Here is a 20,916-nt window from a genome sequence, read left to right on the forward strand (position 1 = left end):
TCAAATCTCCAAATCGGGTTTAGGAAAATTCAACAACTGGTCCCGATAATATTCATATTGTTTATTTCGCAATTCAATTTCTCTTGGTAATCCTTCAGAAATCGAAGTTGTTAAAGTCGAAAAAGAATCTAATTTCCGCACAATTTCCTTTTGAACTGATAAGGAAGGAATAGGAATTGGAATTTTGTTTAAAATAGCTTGCGTAAGACTCGGCCTACTTGAACCCGTATCCAGTTTTTCAATATTCAAATTTTTTATAAAATAATAAAAAAATTTTGGAAGGATTATTTTTTCATTTATTACTGTGTAATAAATTGTATCTACGTTCCAAAATGGTTCTTCTAAATAAAAAACATTATTCAATGAACCTTTTCTCGGTATCAAGACAGACAGTTTATCGTACGAAAAAGTATCTACATAGCCTATAATGCCGCCTGTACCAAATACCGGAACACGTCCATAATTTAAGTTTTTCCAATCTTTTCCATTTTTTAATGTCGCGACTTCTTTTAATACCGTCCATTCAACTTCATGATCAGAAAAAGTAAGTAATTTATTGAGATAATAGTTGTATTGTTTTTTTCGTTCATTAAGCTCTGCGGTGAGCTCTGCGGTGAGCTCTGCGGTATGAGCCGTAAACGCATCCAATATCCTAACAATTTCCTTCTGAACCGATAGTGGAGGTAGAGGAACTGGAAATTTATCTGTATCCTGAATTGAAATCTGTGGCATCTGCATTTTATTGCCAAGATGTTGAAAGTATGCTTCTTTCGTTTTCATATAATAATAGATATATTTTATACATATATCGTTATCTTCTGAATGATAAGACCAAAGCTCGTTTTTATGAGAAAAAGGCTTATCGTAATAATCAAACCCAATAATTCCTCGCGATTTTACAATTATGGAAGGATGTTTATTGATATCTTTTGCTGGTATATCATTGAAATTAACTAGAGCGTATGTTTTTCCTCCTCCAAATATTTTTAAAGGCCCATAAGATTTGTGAAGTTCCTTCATTTTTCCTGCGGTCATTGATGTACCCGTTGTCCGTTTTAACCGTTCTCCGAGCCGTATCCACTTGACCTCTGCGCCTTTGAGCAGCTTTTCTATAATTGTTTGGCTCATGCTTCTATCTCCGCAACAATTAGGTCAATTTCAGCACGAAGTTTGTCGATTTTTTCGACCGTCTCCTTGATTTCAGCATTGAGTTTTTGAATGTCGATTTTTTCGCTTTTGTCTTCCTGTTCCACATAGGAGCTTACAGAAAGGTTATAATTGTTTTCCTTGATCGCTTCATAAGAAACCATCTTCATTTTATAATCGACATCTTGCTTATCGGCGAAAAGCTTCAAGATTTCAGCGATATTTTCTTCTGTTAGAATATTATTATTGGTTTCTTTTTTGAAAATGCCACCGGCATCAATAAAGGCCGTTTCAGTATGCCGTTTGTTTTTTGCCAGAATTAGAATATTGACGGCAATGCTTGTGCCAAAAAACAGATTGGGTGCCAAAGCAATAACAGTATCGACATAGTTGTTATCAATCAGATATTGGCGAATTTTTTGTTCGGCCCCGCCACGGTAAAAAATACCGGGAAAGCAGACAATTGCCGCGCGTCCTTTGGAAGAAAGATAGCTTAAAGCATGAAGAACAAAAGCAAAATCTGCCTTCGACTTCGGTGGTAATACGCCGGCAGGAGCAAAACGCTCATCATTGATAAGGGTTGGGTCATCACTGCCAATCCAGTGAACTGAATAGGGGGGATTGGAAACAATCGCATCAAACGGTTTGTCATTATTATGTTTCGGATCCAATAATGTGTTGCCTAACGCAATATCGAATTTGTCATAATTGACATTGTGCAAAAACATATTCATACGGGCGAGGTTATAGGTGGTATGGTTGATTTCCTGACCGAAAAATCCTTCTTCAATAATGTGTTTGTCAAATTGCTTCTTTGCCTGTAGCAACAAAGATCCTGAGCCTGCTGCCGGGTCATATATTTTATTGACATGGTCCTGACCATATAAGGCAAGTTGGGCAATAAGCTTCGACACGCTTTGCGGCGTAAAAAACTCGCCACCGGATTTACCGGCATTGGCAGCGTAATTGGAAATCAGATATTCATAAGCATCGCCAAACAGATCAATGTGATTATCCTGAAAATCTCCAAGATCAAATTCCGCAACACCCTTTAGCACCTTGGCCAAAGTTTTGTTTTTATCCTGAACAGAATTTCCCAATCTGTTGCTGGTTGTATCAAAATCGGCAAAGAGCCCTTTAATATCCGGTTCGGAGGGATGTCCATTGGCCGAATTTTCAATAGCGTCGAATATTTTTTTAAGGTCAATATTGAGCTCGTCATTCTGGTCGGCTGTTGCAACGACATTTTCAAACAATTGACTGGGAGCGATAAAATAACCTTTTTCCTTTATCGCAGAATTACGCGTTTCGTCGGGAATGTCTTCATCTGCCATTTTTGCATAATTAAAAGTTTCATCGCCATTTTGAATATAGTCGCAAAAATTCTCACTCATAAAACGATAAAACAATGTGCCCAGCACATATTGCTTGAAATCCCAGCCATCGACCGAACCGCGCACATCATTGGCGATTTGCCAGATTTGGCGATGCAATGCTTGACGCTGTTGTTGGCTCTCGGACATTTCACAACTTCCCTTAAAAACTATTTCACTTTATCTAGCGCAAAGCAAACGGGGTTAACAAGCCGGTTCAAATTCAACTATCATCGCCCAATTGCTTTTCAAGCGCCTGACGGGCAAGGCCAACCATATAAGGAAGCTGATCCAGCGATCCGAATTTGGCTTCGACAAACCCGGTTCCAAAATGACCAATCTGTGAAATATCACGACAAAGACCACGCGGGTCATCAAGCTCGTTTAGCTCGATATTGAGGTTCAAAATTAACTGTTTTGATCGCGGCGAAACATCAACAAAATTCGTTTCCGCTTTATAGGCGATATAGTGCTTCAAGAATTCCTCTCGCACATTGTCGTCAAGGTTAAGTATCTCTTTGCGGAAGGCCTCGAACAATTCCCGTGTAATGCCATTTTGTAAAAACGGATGATCGGCAATTGTATATGATTTCAAAACCGGTTTTTCCGGCTTGAAACGTTCAAGCGATTCTTCAGATATATCCGGTGCACGCCAGATATTGACCGCCTGATCGGCAAGGTTTTTTGCCCGCGCTATGATTGTTTTTTCTGTCCATTCTGGAAGTTCACCTAGCCCTTTATTGAGATGAAGCGGGCTTTCAGCAAATCCGCCTCGCATAGTGCGTTTGTCTTCAAATGACCGGTTACCATATTCGGAATTATATCCGGTTAGTGTCAAATTACCGGCCGTGTGCAACCATGTTTCATGAATGCGTTGCCAATCTTCCCCAAGCATTTTTTGCCAATCCTTCGGCAATGGCGTTGATTGCGGCATAATATGTTCAATTGTGTAATCATTAACGGCAACCCGCTCTTTACGACCAAAGTTTTCAAACCGGCGCAACCAGTAAGACCGACTACGAAAATGATAAAGATCGCGGTGCTGGAAATTTTCTTTAAACTCTTCATTCGTCGGAAAACGTCTATAAGACGTCATCAGGCTGAAGGCCGCTTTCACACTTTCGAGATAATCACTTTTATCAATATCACGATAAAGCGTTGCAAAGGTTTTATTCAGCGAATTGGTCGGAATCGAACAAATCGCCCTTCGGAACACATAGGCTTCCACCAGCCGGACAATTTCGAGAAAATCATTTTTTTCAAGGGTGCCATTGGCATAATCGGCATAAACCGGCAGCAAAAAAGGATATGCGACGTCAACTTTAAGTTCGCTCAAATCAAAAAAAGCTTGTGCCAGCTCTTTATCATTTTCCCCTTCAAGAGCCATTGCGCAATAATAACGGGCAAAGCGCAACATATCATCAACGATGTTCTCGATTGGTTTAATATCGTCAGTGCGTGCAAACAGCTTGAATCCGGCATAAACTTCATCCAGCCGTGGAATTGAACTGGTTTTGACTGTAAGATAATGCCGCATAAAACTGTTGAATTCTGTGTCATAGGCCTCTTGCCCGAAAAGTTTTTCCATCGGTTGCCAATAGGCACGATAAAGTCGAGTCTGTTGATCAGGCTCCAACCCCATAAGAAAGAAATTTCGGATAAGGTCTGCCTGTGTCAGTTGTAAGCCTGTCGAATTCATACTTTCAAAAATGAGCTGCGGATTATCTTGCCCTCTGGCAAGGGCCACATAAACAATAAGAAGTTTTGCAATTCCCCGGCAGAGGAGCTTTAATTCTTGTTCATCGAGCCTGGCAAGTTGAGTTTGGAAATAATGGTAGCTTGCCAAAATACGTTCCGACTCTGCTGCCGGCAAAGGCGTGTTATTAACAAGTGCCAACAATGTATCGCGGTCGGTTTCGGTTAAAAGAAGACGGTTATGCCGATCTCCATCCTCATATTCATTGACAAGGTAATAATTGAATATTTTACGAGCCGAAAAGCCATCATAAGGTTCGGTTGTTCCAACGGTTTTTGCAAGAGCCAATAAAAGCAATGTCAAAGTGGTTATTCTTTGTTGACCGTCAATCACAAGTAATGGCGCATTATGAGCATCAGTATTGGCGATATAGACAACTGTTCCAAGAAAATGGCCTGCATTGTCATTTGCTTTACCGGCGCGCATAATGTCACGCCACAATTGTTCGCATTGTGTTGATGTCCAAGAATATTTGCGTTGATAAATCGGAATAATAAATTGGCGGGCATCTTCCAAAAATTTGAGAAGATTAACGTTGCCAGCATCCATTTTCTGTTCTCCCCGGTAGCCATTGCGGCTTAAACGAAATAGAACCTATTGTCTAGATTTGTGCAGCATTTGATGGAAATAAAGAAAATTCAACGCTTATCCCGTGCCATTGCAAATGTGAAACCATGAAAGTGAAACCAACGACAAATAAAGAGGTCGATGATAATCGGTAGCTGCTTCAAATATTCATGAAAATCGGCATGTCGTGACTGGAGACATAGAAAAACAGGAGATTATTTTGAATAGAAGGGACGATCCCTGATAAAAATCCGGGTAAGTAGATATCTTCCTACTTCCCCACCCTCTATCAAAAAATCTGGAGGAATTTAAGGTTCTCCGACCATTCTGACAAAACGAAGAGCACAAGCCTCAGTTTTCAAACTGCTTGATGATTTTATCCATATCGGCAACTTTCAAATCATGATCAAGATAGGCCTTTTTATCGGATAATTCGATATCCAAACCGTATTTAGTTTCGTATGACAAAGTACCTTTTTCAATCGAAAAATCGATCACATGACCACCCGTTGTCCGGTTTTTGTCAACGAGATGAACATGAAAGCCGGCAACCGAAACATTCTGAAAAAATTCCGGCGTCCAAAACCCGATAAGCTCCCCTTCAATGTCTTTGATATCTTCAACAATTTGGTGTTCAGCCACTTCCATTGCGTTTTTAAAACGCTGATCAAGCTCCCTCGGTCTTCTCACCTTCAAATGGTCGAATTTGCCTTCCAATTTTATCGCAAGAAACACATTATCGAATTTCAAATGTTTCGAGAGTTCCTCATATAGTGTCGCTTTCGAAACGTGTGAAATCGCAAAACTCGCCTCGGGGGCAAATGTTGTAATTTGCGCGAATGGCATTCTTTCTGTGTCATCCATTATTCGTAATGGTCTGTTACCTTTGGCATCCCAAAAATGACAACAATCAATAATAGCTTCTCCGGTCAAACCTTCCGAACATCCCAAACCGAAATTTCCATGTTTTTTAATTTCCGATATCGGAAATAAACCATCAAAAACTCCCATCATAAGAGCATTAACGCCTGAAAATTGGGTTATCTTTTTTGTCATTACGTATTTTCCTATTTAATGACAGCATAGCACAGGACAATTTTCGCCTTTTGAAACGAACTATGTTGTAGATAGCCATAACTTCTAAAAGTTCAATAATAGGTTGTGTCAACAATGACAAATATTGAGGAAATGAAAACGGGTGTTTTCCAAAAGAAATCTTGCTTTTCCTGATCGCATTTAATTAACACATTAAATTTATCTACTTCGCATTCACAAACCCGACTTTCAATTCGGCCTAGCGGAACGCAAAATACATGTAAGAATATTCTATAATTTGAAAAACGAATGCGTGGCATGAAAATATAAAGAAACAAAGAGAACAAAAATAGGCGGGGCTCGCGGCACAATGGCTCGGCAATCGACACCGTTCCAGCAAGCCTAGGCCTAGCCAACTTATAAAACTTTCGCATTTATAATTGGGGAGAAATTGGAGCGGGCGATGGGATTCGAACCCACGACCCCAACCTTGGCAAGGTTGTGCTCTACCCCTGAGCTACACCCGCTCACAAACCGGAAGTGCTTCGCTTCGGTCGTGCCTATATGACCCAACCTTGCGACGATTGCAACATAAAAAATAAAATTCTTTCAATATTCGTTTTTCATGCTTTAAAAATCGTTGAAAATGTTGATTTCCGGCCAAGGCTCCAATAAAGCTTTTAAGAGGTTTTAGAGGGAGAAGTGATTATGCGACGTTTGGTTCTGGCAGCCGCAGCAATTTTGGCATTGGGAAATTTTTCATTTGCAGCCGATAAAGTGAAAGTCGATATTACGCAGATTGTTGCCCATCCGGCTTTGGATGCCGTGCGCAAAGGGGTCGAAGATGTCCTTGCAAAAGAGGGCTACAAGAATGGCGAGAATCTCGTTCTCAACTTCCAGTCGGCGCAGGGAAACATTTCCACAGCAACACAGATTGCACGCCAATTTGTCGGCGACAAGCCGGATGTGATTGTTTCCATTGCAACGCCTTCGGCACAAACCATGCTTGCAGCGACCAAAAACATACCGATTGTTTTTTCGGCTGTTTCAGACCCGGTTGAAGCAAAGCTTGTACCGGATATGAAGAAACCCGGTGGAAATATTACCGGAGTATCCGACCGCTCGCCGGTTGAAGAACATATAAAACTCTTGAAAGAAATCAAACCCGATCTGAAAAAACTCGGCTACCTTTATAATGCTGCCGAGGCCAATTCGGTTTCGACCTTGAATGTTTTGAAAAAGCTCGCAGAAAAAGAAGGAATCGAGATTATCCCTTCGGCTGCACCGAAATCATCCGACGTGCAGGCAGCAACCCGTGCCCTTATTGGCAAGGTGGATATGATTTATGTACCGACAGACAATACAATTATCTCTGTGCTTGAAGGTGCAACGAAAGTAGCAGCCGAATCAAAAACACCGCTTTTTACGGCTGATCCGAGTTCGATCGGCCATGGTGCCTTTGCAGCCCAGGGAATCGATTATTATGATTCGGGGCTTGAGACCGGTAAACTCGTTGTCCGTATTTTAAAAGGTGAAAAGCCCGGTGACATTGATGTTGTCACTCCGGAAGGGAAGAATGTGGCGATTGACCTTCAAGCTGCAGAAAAAATGGGGGTTGTGATTCCCCAACCGGTCCTTGATAGGGCTGCAAAAATTATCAACAAATAAGGTATCCTGACGGTGGAATTTTTCGATACTGACATAATTGCAAGCGGGGCAATTGCCTCATGAGTATGTTTGCCTTTACCGGTGCTGTCGAGCTCGGGCTTGTTTATGCATTTGTCGCTATTGGAGTCTATTTATCATTCAGGATTCTTGATTTTCCGGATTTAACGGTGGACGGTTCGTTTCTATTAGGTTCGACCGTCTGCGGTGTCATGATTCTATGCGGTTTCAATCCATGGTTTGGCATGTTTTCGGCTTTGATTGCAGGAATGATTGCTGGACTTGTTACCGCACTTTTGAATTTGAAGTTCGGTATTCTGAACCTCCTTGCATCCATTTTGACAATGTCGGCGCTCTACACCATCAATCTTCGCATTATGGGAATAATGGGGGTATCGAATGTCAATCTCGGTTTGGCAGATACCGCACTCACACCGTTTTATAATCTGTTCGGATTGCCGGATATGATTATCCGCCCGCTTTTTGTCGGTATTCTCGTCATCATTGTTGCTTTTCTCGTCTGGCGTTTTCTGGAAAGTGAAATCGGCCTTGCCATGCGGGCAACCGGAACGAATCAGCGTATGGCGAAAGCTCAGGGAATCAAAACCGCGCTTCTCATTTATGCCGGTATGGGGTTATCCAATGCTCTGGTTGCTCTTGGCGGGTCGCTTTATATCCAGACCGCTATTGCCACCGATATAACGGGAGGTGCAGGAACCATTGTCTTCGGGCTTGCTGCCGTTATTATCGGCGAGACATTGTTTAGAACCCGAAATATTTTACTGATTATCATAAGCTGCATTGTCGGTTCTGTGCTTTATCGTGTTGCTGTGCAATTTGCATTTGAAGGCAGTAACCTTGGTATTGATACATCGACAGACTTGCAGCTTATTACCGCTTTGATTGTGGTATTGACTCTTGTTTTGCCGCATTATCTGGGGGCAAAAAAGCATGATTGAACTGCAACATATCGGCGTAACATTCAAAGCCGGAACGCCCTTGGAAAAACAGGCGCTGATTGACCTTAACCTTAAAATAGAGCGTGGCAGCTTTGTAACGATTATCGGCTCGAATGGTGCCGGCAAATCGACCATGCTTGGCGTTCTTGCCGGAGATATTTTGCCCAATGAAGGCAAAGTCATTATCAACAATATTGATGTTTCGAGAAAATCCACAGCCGAACGGGCTGGCATGATCGCACGGGTTTTTCAGGACCCGCTAGCAGGAAGTTGCGGGTCACTCACTATTGAAGAAAATCTTGCCCTTGCCGCCCGTCGTGGAAAAAGGCGTGGGTTGCGATCGGCTTTGACAAAAGAAAATCGCGAAATATTCCGCGCCCGCATTGCCGCTCTCGGTCTTGGACTTGAAGACCGTATCCAGAACCGGATGGACAGTCTTTCCGGCGGGCAGCGGCAGGCTCTGGCGCTAATTATGGCCACGCTGTCGGATGCCGATGTTTTGCTGCTTGACGAACATACGGCCGCACTTGATCCGGGAATGGCCGAATTTGTCATGAAGCTTACAGAAAAGGTCATCAAGGAAAACAATCTGACCACTTTGATGGTTACCCACTCTATGCGGCAGGCACTTGATTATGGTGATCGTACCTTTATGCTGCACGGTGGAAAGGTGATACTTGATGTGCACGAAGAAGAACGCAAAGGTCTTGATGTGAGCGACCTTGTCGGCATGTTCCAGAAGGTCAGAGGTGAAGCGCTCGACGATGACAAGCTGCTGATGGATTAACATGGCGCAGAAAAAAGCACATGAGGTCGACGGTTTCCTTTCACGTTTACAAGCGCAATACCCCATTGTTCTGATTTACGGTCCCGATAAAGGGCTTGTTTCCGAACGGGCGTCGAAATTTGCCAAGCTCACCGGTGTCAAACTTGATGACCCGTTTTCCAATATCAGGCTTGAAGCGGCCGATCTTGAACGTGACCCCACGCGCCTTCTTGACGAAGCCCATACGGTTTCGCTGTTTGGCGGAAAACGGCTCATCTCGGTAAAAAACGCCGGCAATGGACGAAATCTCACCGAAGTTGTCAAAAAACTTGCAAAAACCGGCCTTGAAAATGTTTATCTGATGATAGAGGCCGGAGATCTTAAAAAAGGTGCGAGCTTGCGATCGGCTGTGGAAACGGCAGCATCAGCCATGGCACTTCCCTGTTATGCCGATGATGCACGCTCGCTTGAAGGACTGATTGATCAGGTGCTCTGTGAATATCACCTTGCCATTTCGCTTGAAGCAAGAAAATGGCTCCGAGAGAGTCTGGGGGGCGACCGGCTTATCTCGCGCAGTGAATTGGACAAGCTTTGCCTTTATGCAATGGACAAGAGCGAGATTACGCTTGATGATGTAAAAGCTGCCGTGAGTGATGTAAGCGGCCTCACTTACGATGAAATTATCGATGCTGTACTCATTGGTGATCTTGTCGGCTTTAACAACCGTTTCGACCGTCAGGTTGCAACCGGTAACGCACTGTTTTTGATATTAAGCGCAGCCGAGAGACAATTCCAACAATTGCAAATTTTACGCCAACAAGTGGAAATCGAGGGGAAAACGCCCTCTTCCGCTATTGCTTCGGCACGTCCGCCTATTTTCTTTCGCCGACAAAAGGTTATGGAACAGGCACTCACCCGCTGGACATTGAAGCGGATTGCGGAAGCGATGGAGCGGTTACAAAAAGCTGTTCTTGAAAGCAGAGAAAATACAGCTCTTGCCGAACCGATTATCCGGCAGGCACTTCTGGCACTTGCTGTTCAATCCAAGCGCCAGAACTAGATTCCCATTTTAAACTGTGATCTTAACTGCGTTTGACGTGTTCGATATAAAGTTCGCGTAAGCGCAATGTTACTTTTCCGGGCTTTCCCTCGCCAATTTTACGCCCGTCAACGCTCAAAACAGGAGCTGCAAAATTGGTTGTCGATGTAATCAGCGCTTCACTGGCGGCATAGGTTTCTTCCAATGTAAAGAGCCGTTCTTCGACATTAATACCGTTTTTGCGGGCAAGCTCAAGAATCGTACCGCGGGTAATACCGGGCAAAATGGAGTGATCCAACTGACGGGTTATGAGTGTTCCCTGACCATCGACAATGAAGAAATTGGAAGAGGTTGCTTCAGTCAAATAGCCATCCTCGACATAGACTGCATCGTCAACGCCCTCGGCATGGGCATGAGTCTTGGTCAGAGACGAATAAAGAAGCTGCGTCGTCTTGATGTCGCGGCGGCACCAGCGTCCTTCTTTCACCGATATCATTTTCAACTGCGGCATTTTTTGAAGATTTTTGACAATGCCTGTCTGGGTGAACATGAAAAGGCAAGGCTTCAATTCGCTATTGTCGTAAACAAAATTACGATCCCCCGCACCGCGTGAAACCTGAAGATAGACAGTGCCGTTATCAAGACCGTTTCGCTTGATAAGCTCGCGATGAATATCGAGAAATTCATCTCTATCCACGTTGAATTCTATCTCCAGCGCTTTCAGAGAATTTTTCAGCCTTTTGATATGTCCGTCAAAGTCGAGAAATTTTCCGTCAAGAAAAGAGGTGACTTCATAAACGGAATCGGCAAACATGACAGACCTGTCAAAAATTGAAATCCGGGCATTTGTTTCATCAAACCAATCGCCGTTGACATAAACGGTGCGTGTCATCTTATTTTAACCTCTTCAACATCATTCACCAGCGGAAAAGATTTATCATGCCGGAAAGAATCCGGATATTCCGGTTTTAGAAAACGGGAGCCTTCCAATTTTCCGGATGATCATTTTCCGCGTTTTAAAATCACTATGGAATTTTGGCTGAACTTAAGGCAGATTTGACCGGGCAGCAATAGCCGAGATGTCGCGGCCAATCATTTCGTGCCGCTTTTTCATAAGGAAAATATCCAATGGCAGAACCGATTGCTTTTGTCAGCCGTAGCGCACCAACCGAAAGGGATGACTGGTTAAAAATCCTTTCCGAAAATTTGGGCGATGAAAAGATTGTAGATTTCAAAAATTTGAAACCGGAAGATTATGGCGCAATCGAGCTTGCCATTGTTGCAAACCCTGATCCCGACCAATTGAAAAAACTCACAAATCTGAAGTGGATACAAAGCCTATGGGCAGGTGTCGAACGGATGGTGAAGGAGTTACCCGAAAATGCGCCACCGATTGTCCGGCTCGTTGATCCCGCTTTGACCGAAGCCATGGCCGAAGCTGTTCTTGCATGGACACTTTATTTAACCCGCGATATGCCACGCTATCATCGCCAGCAACAGGAACGGCTCTGGCAAGCACATAGCTATAAGCCTGCATCACAATGGAAAATCGGCCTTCTTGGTTTAGGTCAATTGGGAAGAGCTGCGGCCAAATTGCTGACACTTACCGGATTTCAGGTAAATGGTTGGTCAAAAAGCCAAAAGACACTCGATAATGTCACATGTTCGAGCGGAAAAGCCGGTTTTATGCGACTGATTGAAACAAGCGATATTGTCGTTCTCCTTATACCGCTCACCAATGAAACAACGGGGCTTCTTGGACAAAATGAATTTGCCCATATGAAAAAGGGAGCAAACCTTATCAATTTTTCCAGAGGGCCTGTTATTGATACAGATGCTCTTGTTAACGCTCTTAATAAACGTCAGCTCAATCATGCGGTTCTTGACGTTTTCGATCAAGAACCCTTGCCGCCCGATTCGCCCTTATGGCTGAATGAAAATATAACCGTGCTTCCCCATATTTCGGCGCCTACAAACAAAGAAAGTGCCGCAAAAATTGTGGCGAAAAATATAGCAAATTGGCGAAAAACCGGAAAATTGCCGCCCACAGTCAACCGGATGCGCGGCTATTAAAATAATATCTAGACAAAGCTCCGGAAAAACCACCAAAAACCGGCTTTAGAAAAATTGGTTCAGAAACCTTGCTTTCGTCATAATCGTTATATAGGTAAACTATATAACAGAATGGTATATCTATGTCGGTCAAAGCAACCTTATCTTTCACAGAAGATCATATCGGCTCGGTCGGGCGCGAGCGCATCAAGCTTCTTGAGGCTGTCGGCCGCGAAGGTTCGATTTCTGCGGCTGCCCGTTCTGTCGGGCTTAGCTACAAGGCTGCATGGGATGGCATTAGCGCCATGCAAAACCTCGTTGCAAAACCGCTCTTGAAAAAGAACATCGGCGGAAAAAATGGCGGTGGTGCTACCCTGACGCCTGAAGCGTTAAAGCTCATCGAAACTTTTCACCATCTTGAAACCGGTCTTGCCACAATGATGAAGCAGGCCTCCGACAATCTGTCGGAAATAGGTTTGAGTTCGACAGGGCTTTTACAAGGTTTCATGATGAGAACCTCGGCACGCAATGTTTTATCGGGTCACATTTTATCGATCGAAAGTGCAGTACCTGCCGCATTTGTAACCATCGGCATTTCTGATAAAATCGCTATCAAAGCCGAAATTACCGAAAAAAGTGTCGAGCGGCTTGGACTTGTCAAAGGGCGTGAGGTTGCAGCTCTTGTCAAAGCACCCTTTGTGAAAGTGGTTCCTTTAGAAGACAAGGACAATTTTTCTGAACAAAATCGTATTCCGGGAATTTTACAATCAATCACTGTCGGCAAAAAAAGCGTCGAGCTTAACGTTGAAATTGGTGAAGACAAAACACTCATCTCAACTATGAGACCGGACGACCCCGCACTTAAAGGACTTATGGCCAATCAACCTGTTCTTGCGCTTATCAAGGCTGAAAACATCATTATTGCAACATGTTAGGAAAAGACAATGAAATCCAAACTCGCTTTATCGGTCGGTCTGTTGCTGGCAAGTGTAACCTTTGCCCATGCCGGTGAAACCGTTGTTGCGGTGGCCGCCAATTTTACCGAACCCGTCAAGGAAATTGCCGAACAGTTCAAAGAAAAGACCGGACACACGGCAACACTTTCATTTGGTGCCACCGGTAATTTCTATACACAAATAAAGAATGGTGCTCCTTTCGAGGTATTTCTTGCAGCCGATACCGAAAGGCCAACCAAGGCCGTTGAAGAAGGCTATGGTGTCAAAGGAACAGAGTTTACCTATGCAATCGGCACATTGGTGCTATGGAGCGCAAAAGATGACCTTGTAAAGGGTCCTGAAACTTTGACAGATAGCAAAATTACCCATATTTCCTTCTGTAATCCCGATGCTGCCCCTTATGGCAAGGCGGCTGTCGAAACCATGGATGCGCTCAAAGTTCACGATAAAATCAAGGACAAACTTGTCGAAGGGCAAAACATTTCGCAAGCCTATCAGTTTGTCAAAACCGGAAATGCCGAAATCGGTTTTGTTGCTCTATCCCAAATTATCAATGAAAAAGGCGGCTCGAAATGGGTTGTTCCACAAACCGACTATAACCCCATCCGTCAGGATGCCGTGCTTTTGAAAACCGGTGAAAATAACGAAGCGGCAAAGGCTTTTGTGAGCTTCCTTAAAGGTCCGGAAGCAGCAACCATTATCAAAAAATATGGCTATGCCCTGCCGGAAACAAAGTAGAAAGCATGATGCTACTTTCCAATGAGACATGGACCGCGATCAAGCTTACGGCCGAATTGGCGACGGTAACCACGTTTTTTCTGATGGCTATCGGAACGCCGATTGCTTTGTGGCTGTCGCGATCCAAAACTTATGGAAAAGAAATCGTCGCATCCATTATCTCCATACCTTTGGTTTTGCCACCAACAGTTCTGGGCTTTTATCTTCTGGTATTTCTGGGGCCTAATGGACCAGGTGGCTTTATTGCACCATGGTTCGGCATGGATAAATTTGCCTTCACTTTTGAAGGGCTGGTCATCGGCTCGGTCATTTATTCCATGCCTTTTGTTGTTCAGCCCATTCGCAATTCATTCGAGGCTATGGGAAAGAGACCGATGGAAGTTGCGGCAACGTTGCGTGCTTCGCCATGGAAAGCATTCTGGAAAGTCGCCCTTCCGATTGCGAGCCCCGGTTTTATGACTGCCGCAGTTTTGGGGTTTGCCCATACTGTTGGCGAATTCGGTGTTGTGCAGATGATTGGTGGAAACCTGCCGGGTAAGACGGCCGTGATCTCGACCACCATTATGAGCTATGTCGAAGCCGGTCAGATGCATGAAGCCAATGTTCTATCAATCATTATGGTTATCTTTTCATTCTGCATCATTCTTACTGTTTCACTCTTGCAAAAATTTATGCAGGCACGAACATTATGAATGAAACTATTTCTGTCGATCTTAAAGGGACACTGGGCAATTTTTCGCTCGATTGCACGTTTCATGCACCGCTTCGCGGTGTCATTGCGCTTTACGGCCCTTCCGGATGCGGGAAAACTTCAGTCTTGCGCGGCATTGCCGGACTTAACCGGTTTTCAGGAAAAGTCGAGATCGGCAATGAATGCTGGCAAAACGAAACCGGTTTCGTTCCTGTTTATAAACGTCCCCTCGGTTATGTTTTTCAGGAAGCTAGTTTGTTTCCGCATTTGTCTGTCAGAAAGAACCTTACCTTTGCTATGGCGAAAGACGAAAACAATCTCTCGCCGACATTCGACGAAGTGGTGGAATTTTTGAATATTGCCCACCTTATCGATCGTGCGCCGCACAATCTCTCCGGTGGTGAGCGTCAACGTGTGGCGATTGGCCGTGCTCTCCTGTCGCATCCCAAAATTCTCCTTATGGATGAACCACTATCGGCACTCGACAAACGATCGAGAGATGAAATCCTTCCCTTTCTGATTGGTCTGCGTGACCGTCTTTCAATGCCGATCATTTATATCACCCACGATATTTACGAAGTCGAACGGTTGGCTGACACATTGGTGTTGATGGATAGCGGCAAAGTTATTGCCTCCGGCAGTTTGAGAGAAATCGAAGCAAATCCTGATCTGCCGCTTGCAAATACTCGCGAAGCCGCTGTCAATCTTGACGGTTACGTCAAATCCTATAACGAACATACCGGCCTTGTCGAAGTGGATGTACCGGGCGGCACGTTCGTTGCCCCGTCTGCACCTTTGGTAGGGGGCAAAAAAATGCGCATTCGCATTGCTGCCAATGATGTGAGCCTTGCTGTCGAAAAACCGCTAAAAAGCTCGATCCTCAATGTGATGCCGGCACGCATTCTGACAATGCGGGAACAGGGGTATTTTGAAGTTCTGGTCAAACTGGAATTGGGTGATAATGGAAAGGGAGCGCATTTTCTTGCACGCCTCACACGCCATTCATGGCAAATATTGGGGCTTAAAGAAGGAATGAATGTTTATGCCCAGATTAAAGGCGTTGCCCTGATCGACCAGCAAGAGGGCTAACTTTTTCAAGATAGGCCTTCGCGAGTTCAACCGTGCCTTTCAAAAAAGTTTTGCGAAGCTTTTTAGCTGTTGGCGTTTGATTGTGCGTTTCAAGCCATGCTGTCAATTGCAAACGGCGCATCATGACGAGATGGACAATCATATCTGCCATTTCCCGATTTACCGGCATCACTTCTCCATAACCTTCAAGCCATGCACTGATATAGCTTGGCACAAATGGGCTATCTTCAATAAAACTCAGAGAGTTGGCAAGATCCAATCCGAACCATGAAAAGCCGCAATCATCAAAATCGATCGCCGCAAGGTTTTCGCCATCAATCAACAGATTTGCAAGCCGCAAATCGCCATGGATAAGACCGTAATGGGCTTTATCTTTTGGGAAAGTTGAAGAAAAAAATTCAAGCGTTCTATCGCAGTTTTCAAGAATTTCACGATCGGCAGGTTGAAGATTTTCGGCCTTTCGCCAATCTCCCCAGACAGCATTTTCGCCGATCATTGTTTCATAAGTCCAATGTTTACGAATGAAGCTTTCCGGCCTTACCCAATTTATGGATTGCCGATGCAATTTGGCGGAAATTTTGCCAAGTTCAAAAAACCGGCGCACAAGCGCCTTATCAGCTTGAGGTTCTTGTCCCTGTATAAACGAAAAACAGGCAAGCCTGAAAATGCCCGCTTCGACAAACAATTGACCGGAACGGGAAGTGAAAAGATGTGGAACCGTTACAATGCCGGATTGCTCGATTGCCTGAAGCCAAAGGAGTTCGGATAAAATTTCATCATTTTGATGATAGGAAGGCCGATAAACTCGTATAATTCTTGTCTCGTCCCCGAAAGTCACCCGAAAAGTCGCATTTTCCGATATGGTGAGAAGGTCGATGCGGGCGCTCTCGGGAATATCCCAACAAGCAAGATGATCCCTTACCAAAGTCGGAAGATCGGTTTCGGCTTTATTGATCATCGATGTAACAGAAACACTGCCTGTTGCCCGAACAAATTCCAGGCTCCCAACGGCAATTTGCCTTTGACGGGTTTTCCCTGCCGATTCAACACCACCGCTTCTTCGATTTTTGCCCCTATTTCATTGACCAGATCGATAAAATCCTCAATCGTGCAAAAATGGATATTCGGCGTATCATACCAGCTATAGGGAAGCTCTTTGGTAACCGGCATACGGCCGAGAAAAAGCAGATGTGCGCGGGCGCGCCAATAACCGAAATTGGGAATGGAGACAACGGCCCTCTCGCCAATGCGTAAAAGTTGTTCGAGCACGACCTTCGGATTGTGCGTTGCCTGTAATGTTTGCGAGAGAATAACATAATCGAAACACGAATCCGGATAATAGACGAGATCGCTATCGGCATCTCCCTGAATGACCGAGAGCCCTTTAAGCAAACATTGGTCAACACCCTGTTGCGATAATTCGACACCGCGCCCATCGACATTGCGCCGCGTTTGCAACAGATAAAGCAAACTGCCATCGCCACACCCGACATCAAGAACACGGGCGCCCGGCCTGATAAAATTGGCGATCACTTCAAAATCGGTACGGGATTTTAGTGCCGACAATAATTCTTCATCCTCGTTCATGCCGTCAATCCCCTCTGTTCTGCTGCCGCTGTCAGGAAACTGTGAATGGCAGAAAACATCACCGGTTCATCAAGCAAAAAAGCGTCATGGCCTTTGTCGGTTTTGATTTCAACAAAAGAAACCCGTGCCCCTGCAGCGTTGAGTGCGTGCACAAAAGTACGACATTGTGCGGTGGTAAACAGCCAGTCACTGGAAAACGAAGCGACAAAAAACCGCCCGCGCGACCCCTTGAAAGCGTCTGCCAGTTGGCCACCATATTCGGCTTGAAGATCGAAATAATCCATCGCACGCGTCAAATAAAGATAGCTATTGGCATCAAAGCGCTCGACAAATGTCATCCCCTGATGACGCAAATAGCTTTCTATCTGGAAATCGGCATCAAAACCGAACGTTATCTGGTCTCTATTTTGTAAATTCCGCCCGAATTTGCGATGAAGTGCCGCTTCCGAAAGATAGGTGACATGGGCTGTCATTCTGGCAACAGCCAAGCCTTTTGTCGGGCGTTTTCCTGCTTCGAGATAACGCCCGCCCAACCAGTTGGGATCAGCCATAACGGCTTGTCTGCCAATTTCATCAAAAGCGATATTTTGTGCCGAATGGCGCGCACCGGTCGCAAGAATAACAGATGAAAATACTTTTTCCTTATAGGCTGCAGCCCATTGCAATGCCTGCATTCCGCCCATGGAACCACCAACCACACAAAACAATGTTTTGATTCCCAGTTTTTCAACAAGCATTGCCTGTGCGCGCACCATATCTCCTATCGTGATAACAGGAAAATCGAGTGCATAGGGCTTTCCCGTTTTCGGATTTTTCGATGCCGGACCGGTTGAACCGAGGCACCCTCCTAACACATTGGAACAGATCACATAATAGCGTTCGGTATCAATAATTTTACCGGGTCCCACCAATATATCCCACCAACCGGGCTTTCCGGTTACCGGATGGGTGTTGGCAACATGTTGGTCGCCAGTCAAAGCATGGCAGATCAAAATGGCGTTGCTTTTGTTTTCATTCAATGTGCCATAGTCCTGATAGGCAATCTGGAAAGGCGACAAAACAACGCCGCTATCTAGCTGTAGCGGCTCGTCTTGTCCGAACAGCGCTACTTTACTGTCAGGAAAATCAGCTTGGGAATTTTTCGCGCCGGAAGATTTTCCGGACGATTTTATTTGTGTCATGTCGGTTGCACCGTCTTGAAAGAAAAAGAATAGCTAGTCGCCTCCTCTGACAAATGTCAAGATTTTCTCTCGACTTCGGATGAAAGCAAGGGTATTTCGTAAAATATTAAACTACCAGACCGGATAAATATCGATGAAAAAAGATGTTCTTGTTGACCGTCCACAGCCTAGGAAAGGTATTCTGGATATTGCAGCTTACGTTCCCGGATCAAGCGAGACCAAAAATACAGGGAAAGTTTTCAAACTTTCTTCGAACGAGTCGCCGCTTGGCCCCTGTCCTGCAGCGATTGACGCCTATCGGCAGGCCGCAGCACATCTTGAACTCTATCCGGATGGTTCGGCCACACCGCTTCTTGAAGCCATTTCGGAAGTGACAGGACTTGCAAGAAGCAATCTGATGGCGGGAAACGGTTCTGATGATTTGTTAGGACTTTTATCCAATACCTATCTTACAGCCGGTGATGAAGGAATCATGACCGAACACGGCTTTAGCGTTTACGAGATACAAATCAGAGGGACCGGCGCAAAACCTGTTATTGTGAAAGAAAAAGACTGCCGCATCGATATTGATGCCATTCTTGCCGCAGTAACGGAAAGAACAAAAATCGTATTTATCGCCAATCCCGGTAATCCGACGGGTACCTATCTGACAGCAACCGAGGTCAAAAGGCTTCATGCAGGGCTCCCTAAAAATGTGCTTTTAGTCCTTGACGGTGCCTATGCCGAATTTGTCACCGAGGATGATTACGATACCGGCGTCGAACTCGTTTCGGCGAACGAAAATGTTGTCATGACACGCACATTTTCAAAAATTTACGGACTTGCCGGTTTGCGTGTGGGATGGATGTATGCGCCTCTTCATGTCATTGATGCGGTTAACCGTATTCGTGGAGCTTTCAATGTCAGTGTACCGGCACAGGCTGCTGCAAGTGTTGCTTTTCGCGACCGTGCCTATCTCAAGAATGCAATAGCCTATAATTCAAAATGGCGTTTATGGCTCACACATGAAATCGAAACGTTGGGGCTCAAGGTTACGCCTTCTGTCACCAATTTTTTGCTTATCCATTTTCCGGCAGACAAAGAAAAATCGGCCGCTCAGGCTGATGATTATCTGAAAGCCAACGGGTATATTTTGCGCCGCGTTACCGGATACGGATTTCCGAACGCGTTGCGCCTTTCCATTGGATCCGAAGAAGCAAATCGCGGCGTTGTCGCCACATTGAAAAATTTTTTGAAGTAGAAAAATGTCTGAAGTCAAATTTAAAAAAATCGCCCTTATCGGTATCGGCCTTATCGGTTCGTCCCTTGCCCGTGTCATCCGTGAAAAAAAATTGGCCGATCATATTGCCATTTCCACCCGTACAGGCACAACGCTTGAACGGGCACGCGAACTTAAACTGGGTGACAGCTATACCACCGACAATGGCAAAGCGGTTGAAGATGCCGATCTCGTTATTGTTTCGGTGCCGGTCGGTTCATCCGGTCAGGTTGCAAAGGAAATTGCACCACATCTAAAACCCGGTGCCATTGTTACCGATGTCGGTTCGACCAAGGCTTCGGTTATCCGCCAGATGAAACCGGAATTGCCCGATAACGTCATCTTTATCCCTGGTCACCCGATTGCCGGTACCGAATTTTCCGGTCCTGACGCCGGTTTTGCTGATCTTTTCATCAATCGTTGGTGCATTTTGACCCCGCTTCCCGGAACAGATGAAAAAGCAATCGCGAAATTGACCCAATTCTGGGAAGCCTGTGGTGCAAAAGTTGACAGAATGGATCCCGAACACCACGATCTGGTTCTGGCAATCACATCGCATTTGCCACATCTTATTGCCTATAACATTGTCGGCACTGCAAGCGACCTTGAAAAAGTCACTAATTCCGAAGTCATTGCCTATTCGGCTTCCGGTTTTCGCGATTTCACCCGCCTTGCCTCTTCCGACCCGACAATGTGGCGCGACATTTGCCTGAACAATAAAGACGCTATCATTGAAATGCTCGGACGGTTCAGTGAAGACCTCGCGTCGCTCCAACGTGCAATCCGCTGGGGGGATGGACAGGCTCTGTTTGACCTTTTCACGCGCACACGTGCCGTAAGACGCGGCATTATTGATGCGGGGCAGGAAGTTGATGCACCGGATTTCGGTCGTCAGGTTGCTCGCAAACACCCCGAAGATCTGAAAAAATAACCGGACTTCACAAAGAAGCGTGTTTGCCAAAATTAAACGCGCTTCTTTTAACTATCTCTTATAACCGGATTTGTCTGAGACGATCGGTTCATGTCCGTGTAGCTCAACAGGCTTTCAAAACAAAAAG

At 44.9% G+C, this 20,916-nt stretch carries 19 protein-coding genes and 1 tRNA gene; 11 read left to right on the forward strand and 9 right to left on the reverse strand.

The window, feature by feature from the left end:
- The 5 genes from H3S82_RS01110 to H3S82_RS01130 all read right to left on the reverse strand — a co-directional run bounded on the left by H3S82_RS01110 (window position 1) and on the right by H3S82_RS01130 (window position 6,404).
- Complete coding sequence (locus tag H3S82_RS01110) at window positions 1-1,128, reverse strand: restriction endonuclease subunit S (protein WP_198233490.1); 1,128 nt, start codon at window positions 1,126-1,128, stop codon at window positions 1-3.
- A complete protein-coding gene (locus H3S82_RS01115; protein ID WP_198233489.1) occupies window positions 1,125-2,669 on the reverse strand; it encodes a type I restriction-modification system subunit M in 1,545 nt (514 codons plus the stop codon). The genes H3S82_RS01110 and H3S82_RS01115 overlap by 4 nt, the downstream gene beginning before the upstream one ends.
- 73 nt (window positions 2,670-2,742) lie before the next feature.
- The gene (locus tag H3S82_RS01120; RefSeq protein WP_198233488.1) at window positions 2,743-4,824 is read right to left on the reverse strand and encodes a DUF262 and DUF1524 domain-containing protein; all 2,082 of its coding nucleotides are present in this window, start codon (window positions 4,822-4,824) and stop codon (window positions 2,743-2,745) included.
- Between the two features lie 369 nt (window positions 4,825-5,193).
- Window positions 5,194-5,898, reverse strand: coding sequence for an acetolactate decarboxylase (locus H3S82_RS01125; protein ID WP_198233487.1), 705 nt, complete (start codon window positions 5,896-5,898; stop codon window positions 5,194-5,196).
- Window positions 5,899-6,329: 431 nt separating this feature from the next.
- Window positions 6,330-6,404, reverse strand: a tRNA-Gly gene (locus tag H3S82_RS01130).
- 181 nt (window positions 6,405-6,585) lie between these two features.
- Between H3S82_RS01130 and H3S82_RS01135 the strand changes: the two genes are divergently transcribed.
- The 4 genes from H3S82_RS01135 to holA are packed head-to-tail and all read left to right on the forward strand — an operon-like array spanning window position 6,586 to window position 10,327.
- On the forward strand, window positions 6,586-7,545 hold the full coding sequence (locus tag H3S82_RS01135) for an ABC transporter substrate-binding protein (RefSeq protein WP_198233486.1): 960 nt from the start codon (window positions 6,586-6,588) through the stop codon (window positions 7,543-7,545).
- Window positions 7,546-7,604: 59 nt separating this feature from the next.
- Entirely contained in the window at window positions 7,605-8,501 is an 897-nt protein-coding gene (locus tag H3S82_RS01140; protein WP_198225577.1) for an ABC transporter permease, read from the forward strand.
- Entirely contained in the window at window positions 8,494-9,288 is a 795-nt protein-coding gene (locus tag H3S82_RS01145) for an ABC transporter ATP-binding protein (RefSeq protein WP_075869455.1), read from the forward strand. The genes H3S82_RS01140 and H3S82_RS01145 overlap by 8 nt, the downstream gene beginning before the upstream one ends.
- 1 nt (window position 9,289) lies before the next feature.
- Window positions 9,290-10,327, forward strand: a complete 1,038-nt coding sequence (holA, locus tag H3S82_RS01150) for a DNA polymerase III subunit delta (RefSeq protein WP_198233485.1) — start codon at window positions 9,290-9,292, stop codon at window positions 10,325-10,327.
- A gap of 22 nt (window positions 10,328-10,349) precedes the next feature.
- On the opposite strand, the gene H3S82_RS01155 is transcribed toward holA, so the two are convergent.
- Window positions 10,350-11,198 carry an aminotransferase class IV gene (locus H3S82_RS01155; protein ID WP_198237087.1) on the reverse strand — a complete coding sequence of 283 codons (849 nt, stop codon included), beginning with the start codon at window positions 11,196-11,198 and terminating at the stop codon, window positions 10,350-10,352.
- A gap of 236 nt (window positions 11,199-11,434) precedes the next feature.
- On the opposite strand from H3S82_RS01155, the gene H3S82_RS01160 reads away from it, so the two are divergent.
- The 5 genes from H3S82_RS01160 (at window position 11,435) to modC (ending at window position 15,832) form a co-directional block, all read left to right on the forward strand.
- The gene (locus tag H3S82_RS01160) at window positions 11,435-12,379 is read left to right on the forward strand and encodes a glyoxylate/hydroxypyruvate reductase A (protein ID WP_198233545.1); all 945 of its coding nucleotides are present in this window, start codon (window positions 11,435-11,437) and stop codon (window positions 12,377-12,379) included.
- Between the two features lie 122 nt (window positions 12,380-12,501).
- Complete coding sequence (locus H3S82_RS01165) at window positions 12,502-13,293, forward strand: TOBE domain-containing protein (RefSeq protein WP_198233544.1); 792 nt, start codon at window positions 12,502-12,504, stop codon at window positions 13,291-13,293.
- 9 nt (window positions 13,294-13,302) lie between these two features.
- Window positions 13,303-14,052: a molybdate ABC transporter substrate-binding protein gene (gene modA / locus H3S82_RS01170; protein WP_198233543.1), complete on the forward strand. Its 750-nt coding sequence runs from the start codon at window positions 13,303-13,305 to the stop codon at window positions 14,050-14,052.
- Window positions 14,053-14,057: 5 nt separating this feature from the next.
- Window positions 14,058-14,744, forward strand: a complete 687-nt coding sequence (gene modB / locus H3S82_RS01175; RefSeq protein ID WP_077973323.1) for a molybdate ABC transporter permease subunit — start codon at window positions 14,058-14,060, stop codon at window positions 14,742-14,744.
- Window positions 14,741-15,832: a molybdenum ABC transporter ATP-binding protein gene (modC, locus tag H3S82_RS01180; RefSeq protein ID WP_198233281.1), complete on the forward strand. Its 1,092-nt coding sequence runs from the start codon at window positions 14,741-14,743 to the stop codon at window positions 15,830-15,832. Before modB ends, modC begins: the two co-directional genes overlap by 4 nt.
- Here the strand turns inward: modC and H3S82_RS01185 are convergent.
- From H3S82_RS01185 to H3S82_RS01195, 3 genes are read right to left on the reverse strand one after another with little or no spacing between them, the layout of a single operon-like run.
- Window positions 15,795-16,790: a phosphotransferase enzyme family protein gene (locus tag H3S82_RS01185; protein WP_198233280.1), complete on the reverse strand. Its 996-nt coding sequence runs from the start codon at window positions 16,788-16,790 to the stop codon at window positions 15,795-15,797. The two genes, modC and H3S82_RS01185, sit on opposite strands and share 38 nt — an antisense overlap.
- Window positions 16,787-17,419 carry a methionine biosynthesis protein MetW gene (gene metW / locus H3S82_RS01190; RefSeq protein ID WP_078040249.1) on the reverse strand — a complete coding sequence of 211 codons (633 nt, stop codon included), beginning with the start codon at window positions 17,417-17,419 and terminating at the stop codon, window positions 16,787-16,789. Before metW ends, H3S82_RS01185 begins: the two co-directional genes overlap by 4 nt.
- Complete coding sequence (locus H3S82_RS01195; protein WP_198233279.1) at window positions 17,416-18,600, reverse strand: homoserine O-acetyltransferase; 1,185 nt, start codon at window positions 18,598-18,600, stop codon at window positions 17,416-17,418. The genes metW and H3S82_RS01195 overlap by 4 nt, the downstream gene beginning before the upstream one ends.
- 133 nt (window positions 18,601-18,733) lie before the next feature.
- On the opposite strand from H3S82_RS01195, the gene hisC reads away from it, so the two are divergent.
- Both hisC and H3S82_RS01205 read left to right on the forward strand, forming a co-directional pair.
- A complete protein-coding gene (gene hisC / locus H3S82_RS01200) occupies window positions 18,734-19,840 on the forward strand; it encodes a histidinol-phosphate transaminase (RefSeq protein ID WP_198233278.1) in 1,107 nt (368 codons plus the stop codon).
- Window positions 19,841-19,844: 4 nt separating this feature from the next.
- Complete coding sequence (locus tag H3S82_RS01205; protein WP_198225567.1) at window positions 19,845-20,789, forward strand: prephenate/arogenate dehydrogenase family protein; 945 nt, start codon at window positions 19,845-19,847, stop codon at window positions 20,787-20,789.
- The last annotated feature ends 127 nt before the right edge of the window (window positions 20,790-20,916 follow it).

The sequence above is a fragment of the Bartonella sp. M0192 genome (assembly GCF_016102305.1).
In the GTDB taxonomy this organism is placed as follows: domain Bacteria; phylum Pseudomonadota; class Alphaproteobacteria; order Rhizobiales; family Rhizobiaceae; genus Bartonella; species Bartonella apihabitans.

Excerpts from the sequence above, each read along its gene's own strand:
- H3S82_RS01140 (WP_198225577.1), top strand. The coding sequence starts at position 7,605 with ATGAGTATGTTTGCCTTTACCGGTGCTGTCGAGCTCGGGCTTGTTTAT.
- H3S82_RS01110 (WP_198233490.1), bottom strand. The coding sequence starts at position 1,128 with ATGAGCCAAACAATTATAGAAAAGCTGCTCAAAGGCGCAGAGGTCAAG.
- metW (WP_078040249.1), bottom strand. The coding sequence starts at position 17,419 with ATGAACGAGGATGAAGAATTATTGTCGGCACTAAAATCCCGTACCGAT.
- H3S82_RS01155 (WP_198237087.1), bottom strand. The coding sequence starts at position 11,198 with ATGACACGCACCGTTTATGTCAACGGCGATTGGTTTGATGAAACAAAT.
- H3S82_RS01165 (WP_198233544.1), top strand. The coding sequence starts at position 12,502 with ATGTCGGTCAAAGCAACCTTATCTTTCACAGAAGATCATATCGGCTCG.
- H3S82_RS01185 (WP_198233280.1), bottom strand. The coding sequence starts at position 16,790 with ATGATCAATAAAGCCGAAACCGATCTTCCGACTTTGGTAAGGGATCAT.
- modC (WP_198233281.1), top strand. The coding sequence starts at position 14,741 with ATGAATGAAACTATTTCTGTCGATCTTAAAGGGACACTGGGCAATTTT.
- H3S82_RS01195 (WP_198233279.1), bottom strand. The coding sequence starts at position 18,600 with ATGACACAAATAAAATCGTCCGGAAAATCTTCCGGCGCGAAAAATTCC.
- H3S82_RS01160 (WP_198233545.1), top strand. The coding sequence starts at position 11,435 with ATGGCAGAACCGATTGCTTTTGTCAGCCGTAGCGCACCAACCGAAAGG.
- holA (WP_198233485.1), top strand. The coding sequence starts at position 9,290 with ATGGCGCAGAAAAAAGCACATGAGGTCGACGGTTTCCTTTCACGTTTA.
- H3S82_RS01135 (WP_198233486.1), top strand. The coding sequence starts at position 6,586 with ATGCGACGTTTGGTTCTGGCAGCCGCAGCAATTTTGGCATTGGGAAAT.
- modB (WP_077973323.1), top strand. The coding sequence starts at position 14,058 with ATGATGCTACTTTCCAATGAGACATGGACCGCGATCAAGCTTACGGCC.
- modA (WP_198233543.1), top strand. The coding sequence starts at position 13,303 with ATGAAATCCAAACTCGCTTTATCGGTCGGTCTGTTGCTGGCAAGTGTA.
- H3S82_RS01115 (WP_198233489.1), bottom strand. The coding sequence starts at position 2,669 with ATGTCCGAGAGCCAACAACAGCGTCAAGCATTGCATCGCCAAATCTGG.
- H3S82_RS01120 (WP_198233488.1), bottom strand. The coding sequence starts at position 4,824 with ATGGATGCTGGCAACGTTAATCTTCTCAAATTTTTGGAAGATGCCCGC.
- H3S82_RS01145 (WP_075869455.1), top strand. The coding sequence starts at position 8,494 with ATGATTGAACTGCAACATATCGGCGTAACATTCAAAGCCGGAACGCCC.
- hisC (WP_198233278.1), top strand. The coding sequence starts at position 18,734 with ATGAAAAAAGATGTTCTTGTTGACCGTCCACAGCCTAGGAAAGGTATT.
- H3S82_RS01125 (WP_198233487.1), bottom strand. The coding sequence starts at position 5,898 with ATGACAAAAAAGATAACCCAATTTTCAGGCGTTAATGCTCTTATGATG.
- H3S82_RS01205 (WP_198225567.1), top strand. The coding sequence starts at position 19,845 with ATGTCTGAAGTCAAATTTAAAAAAATCGCCCTTATCGGTATCGGCCTT.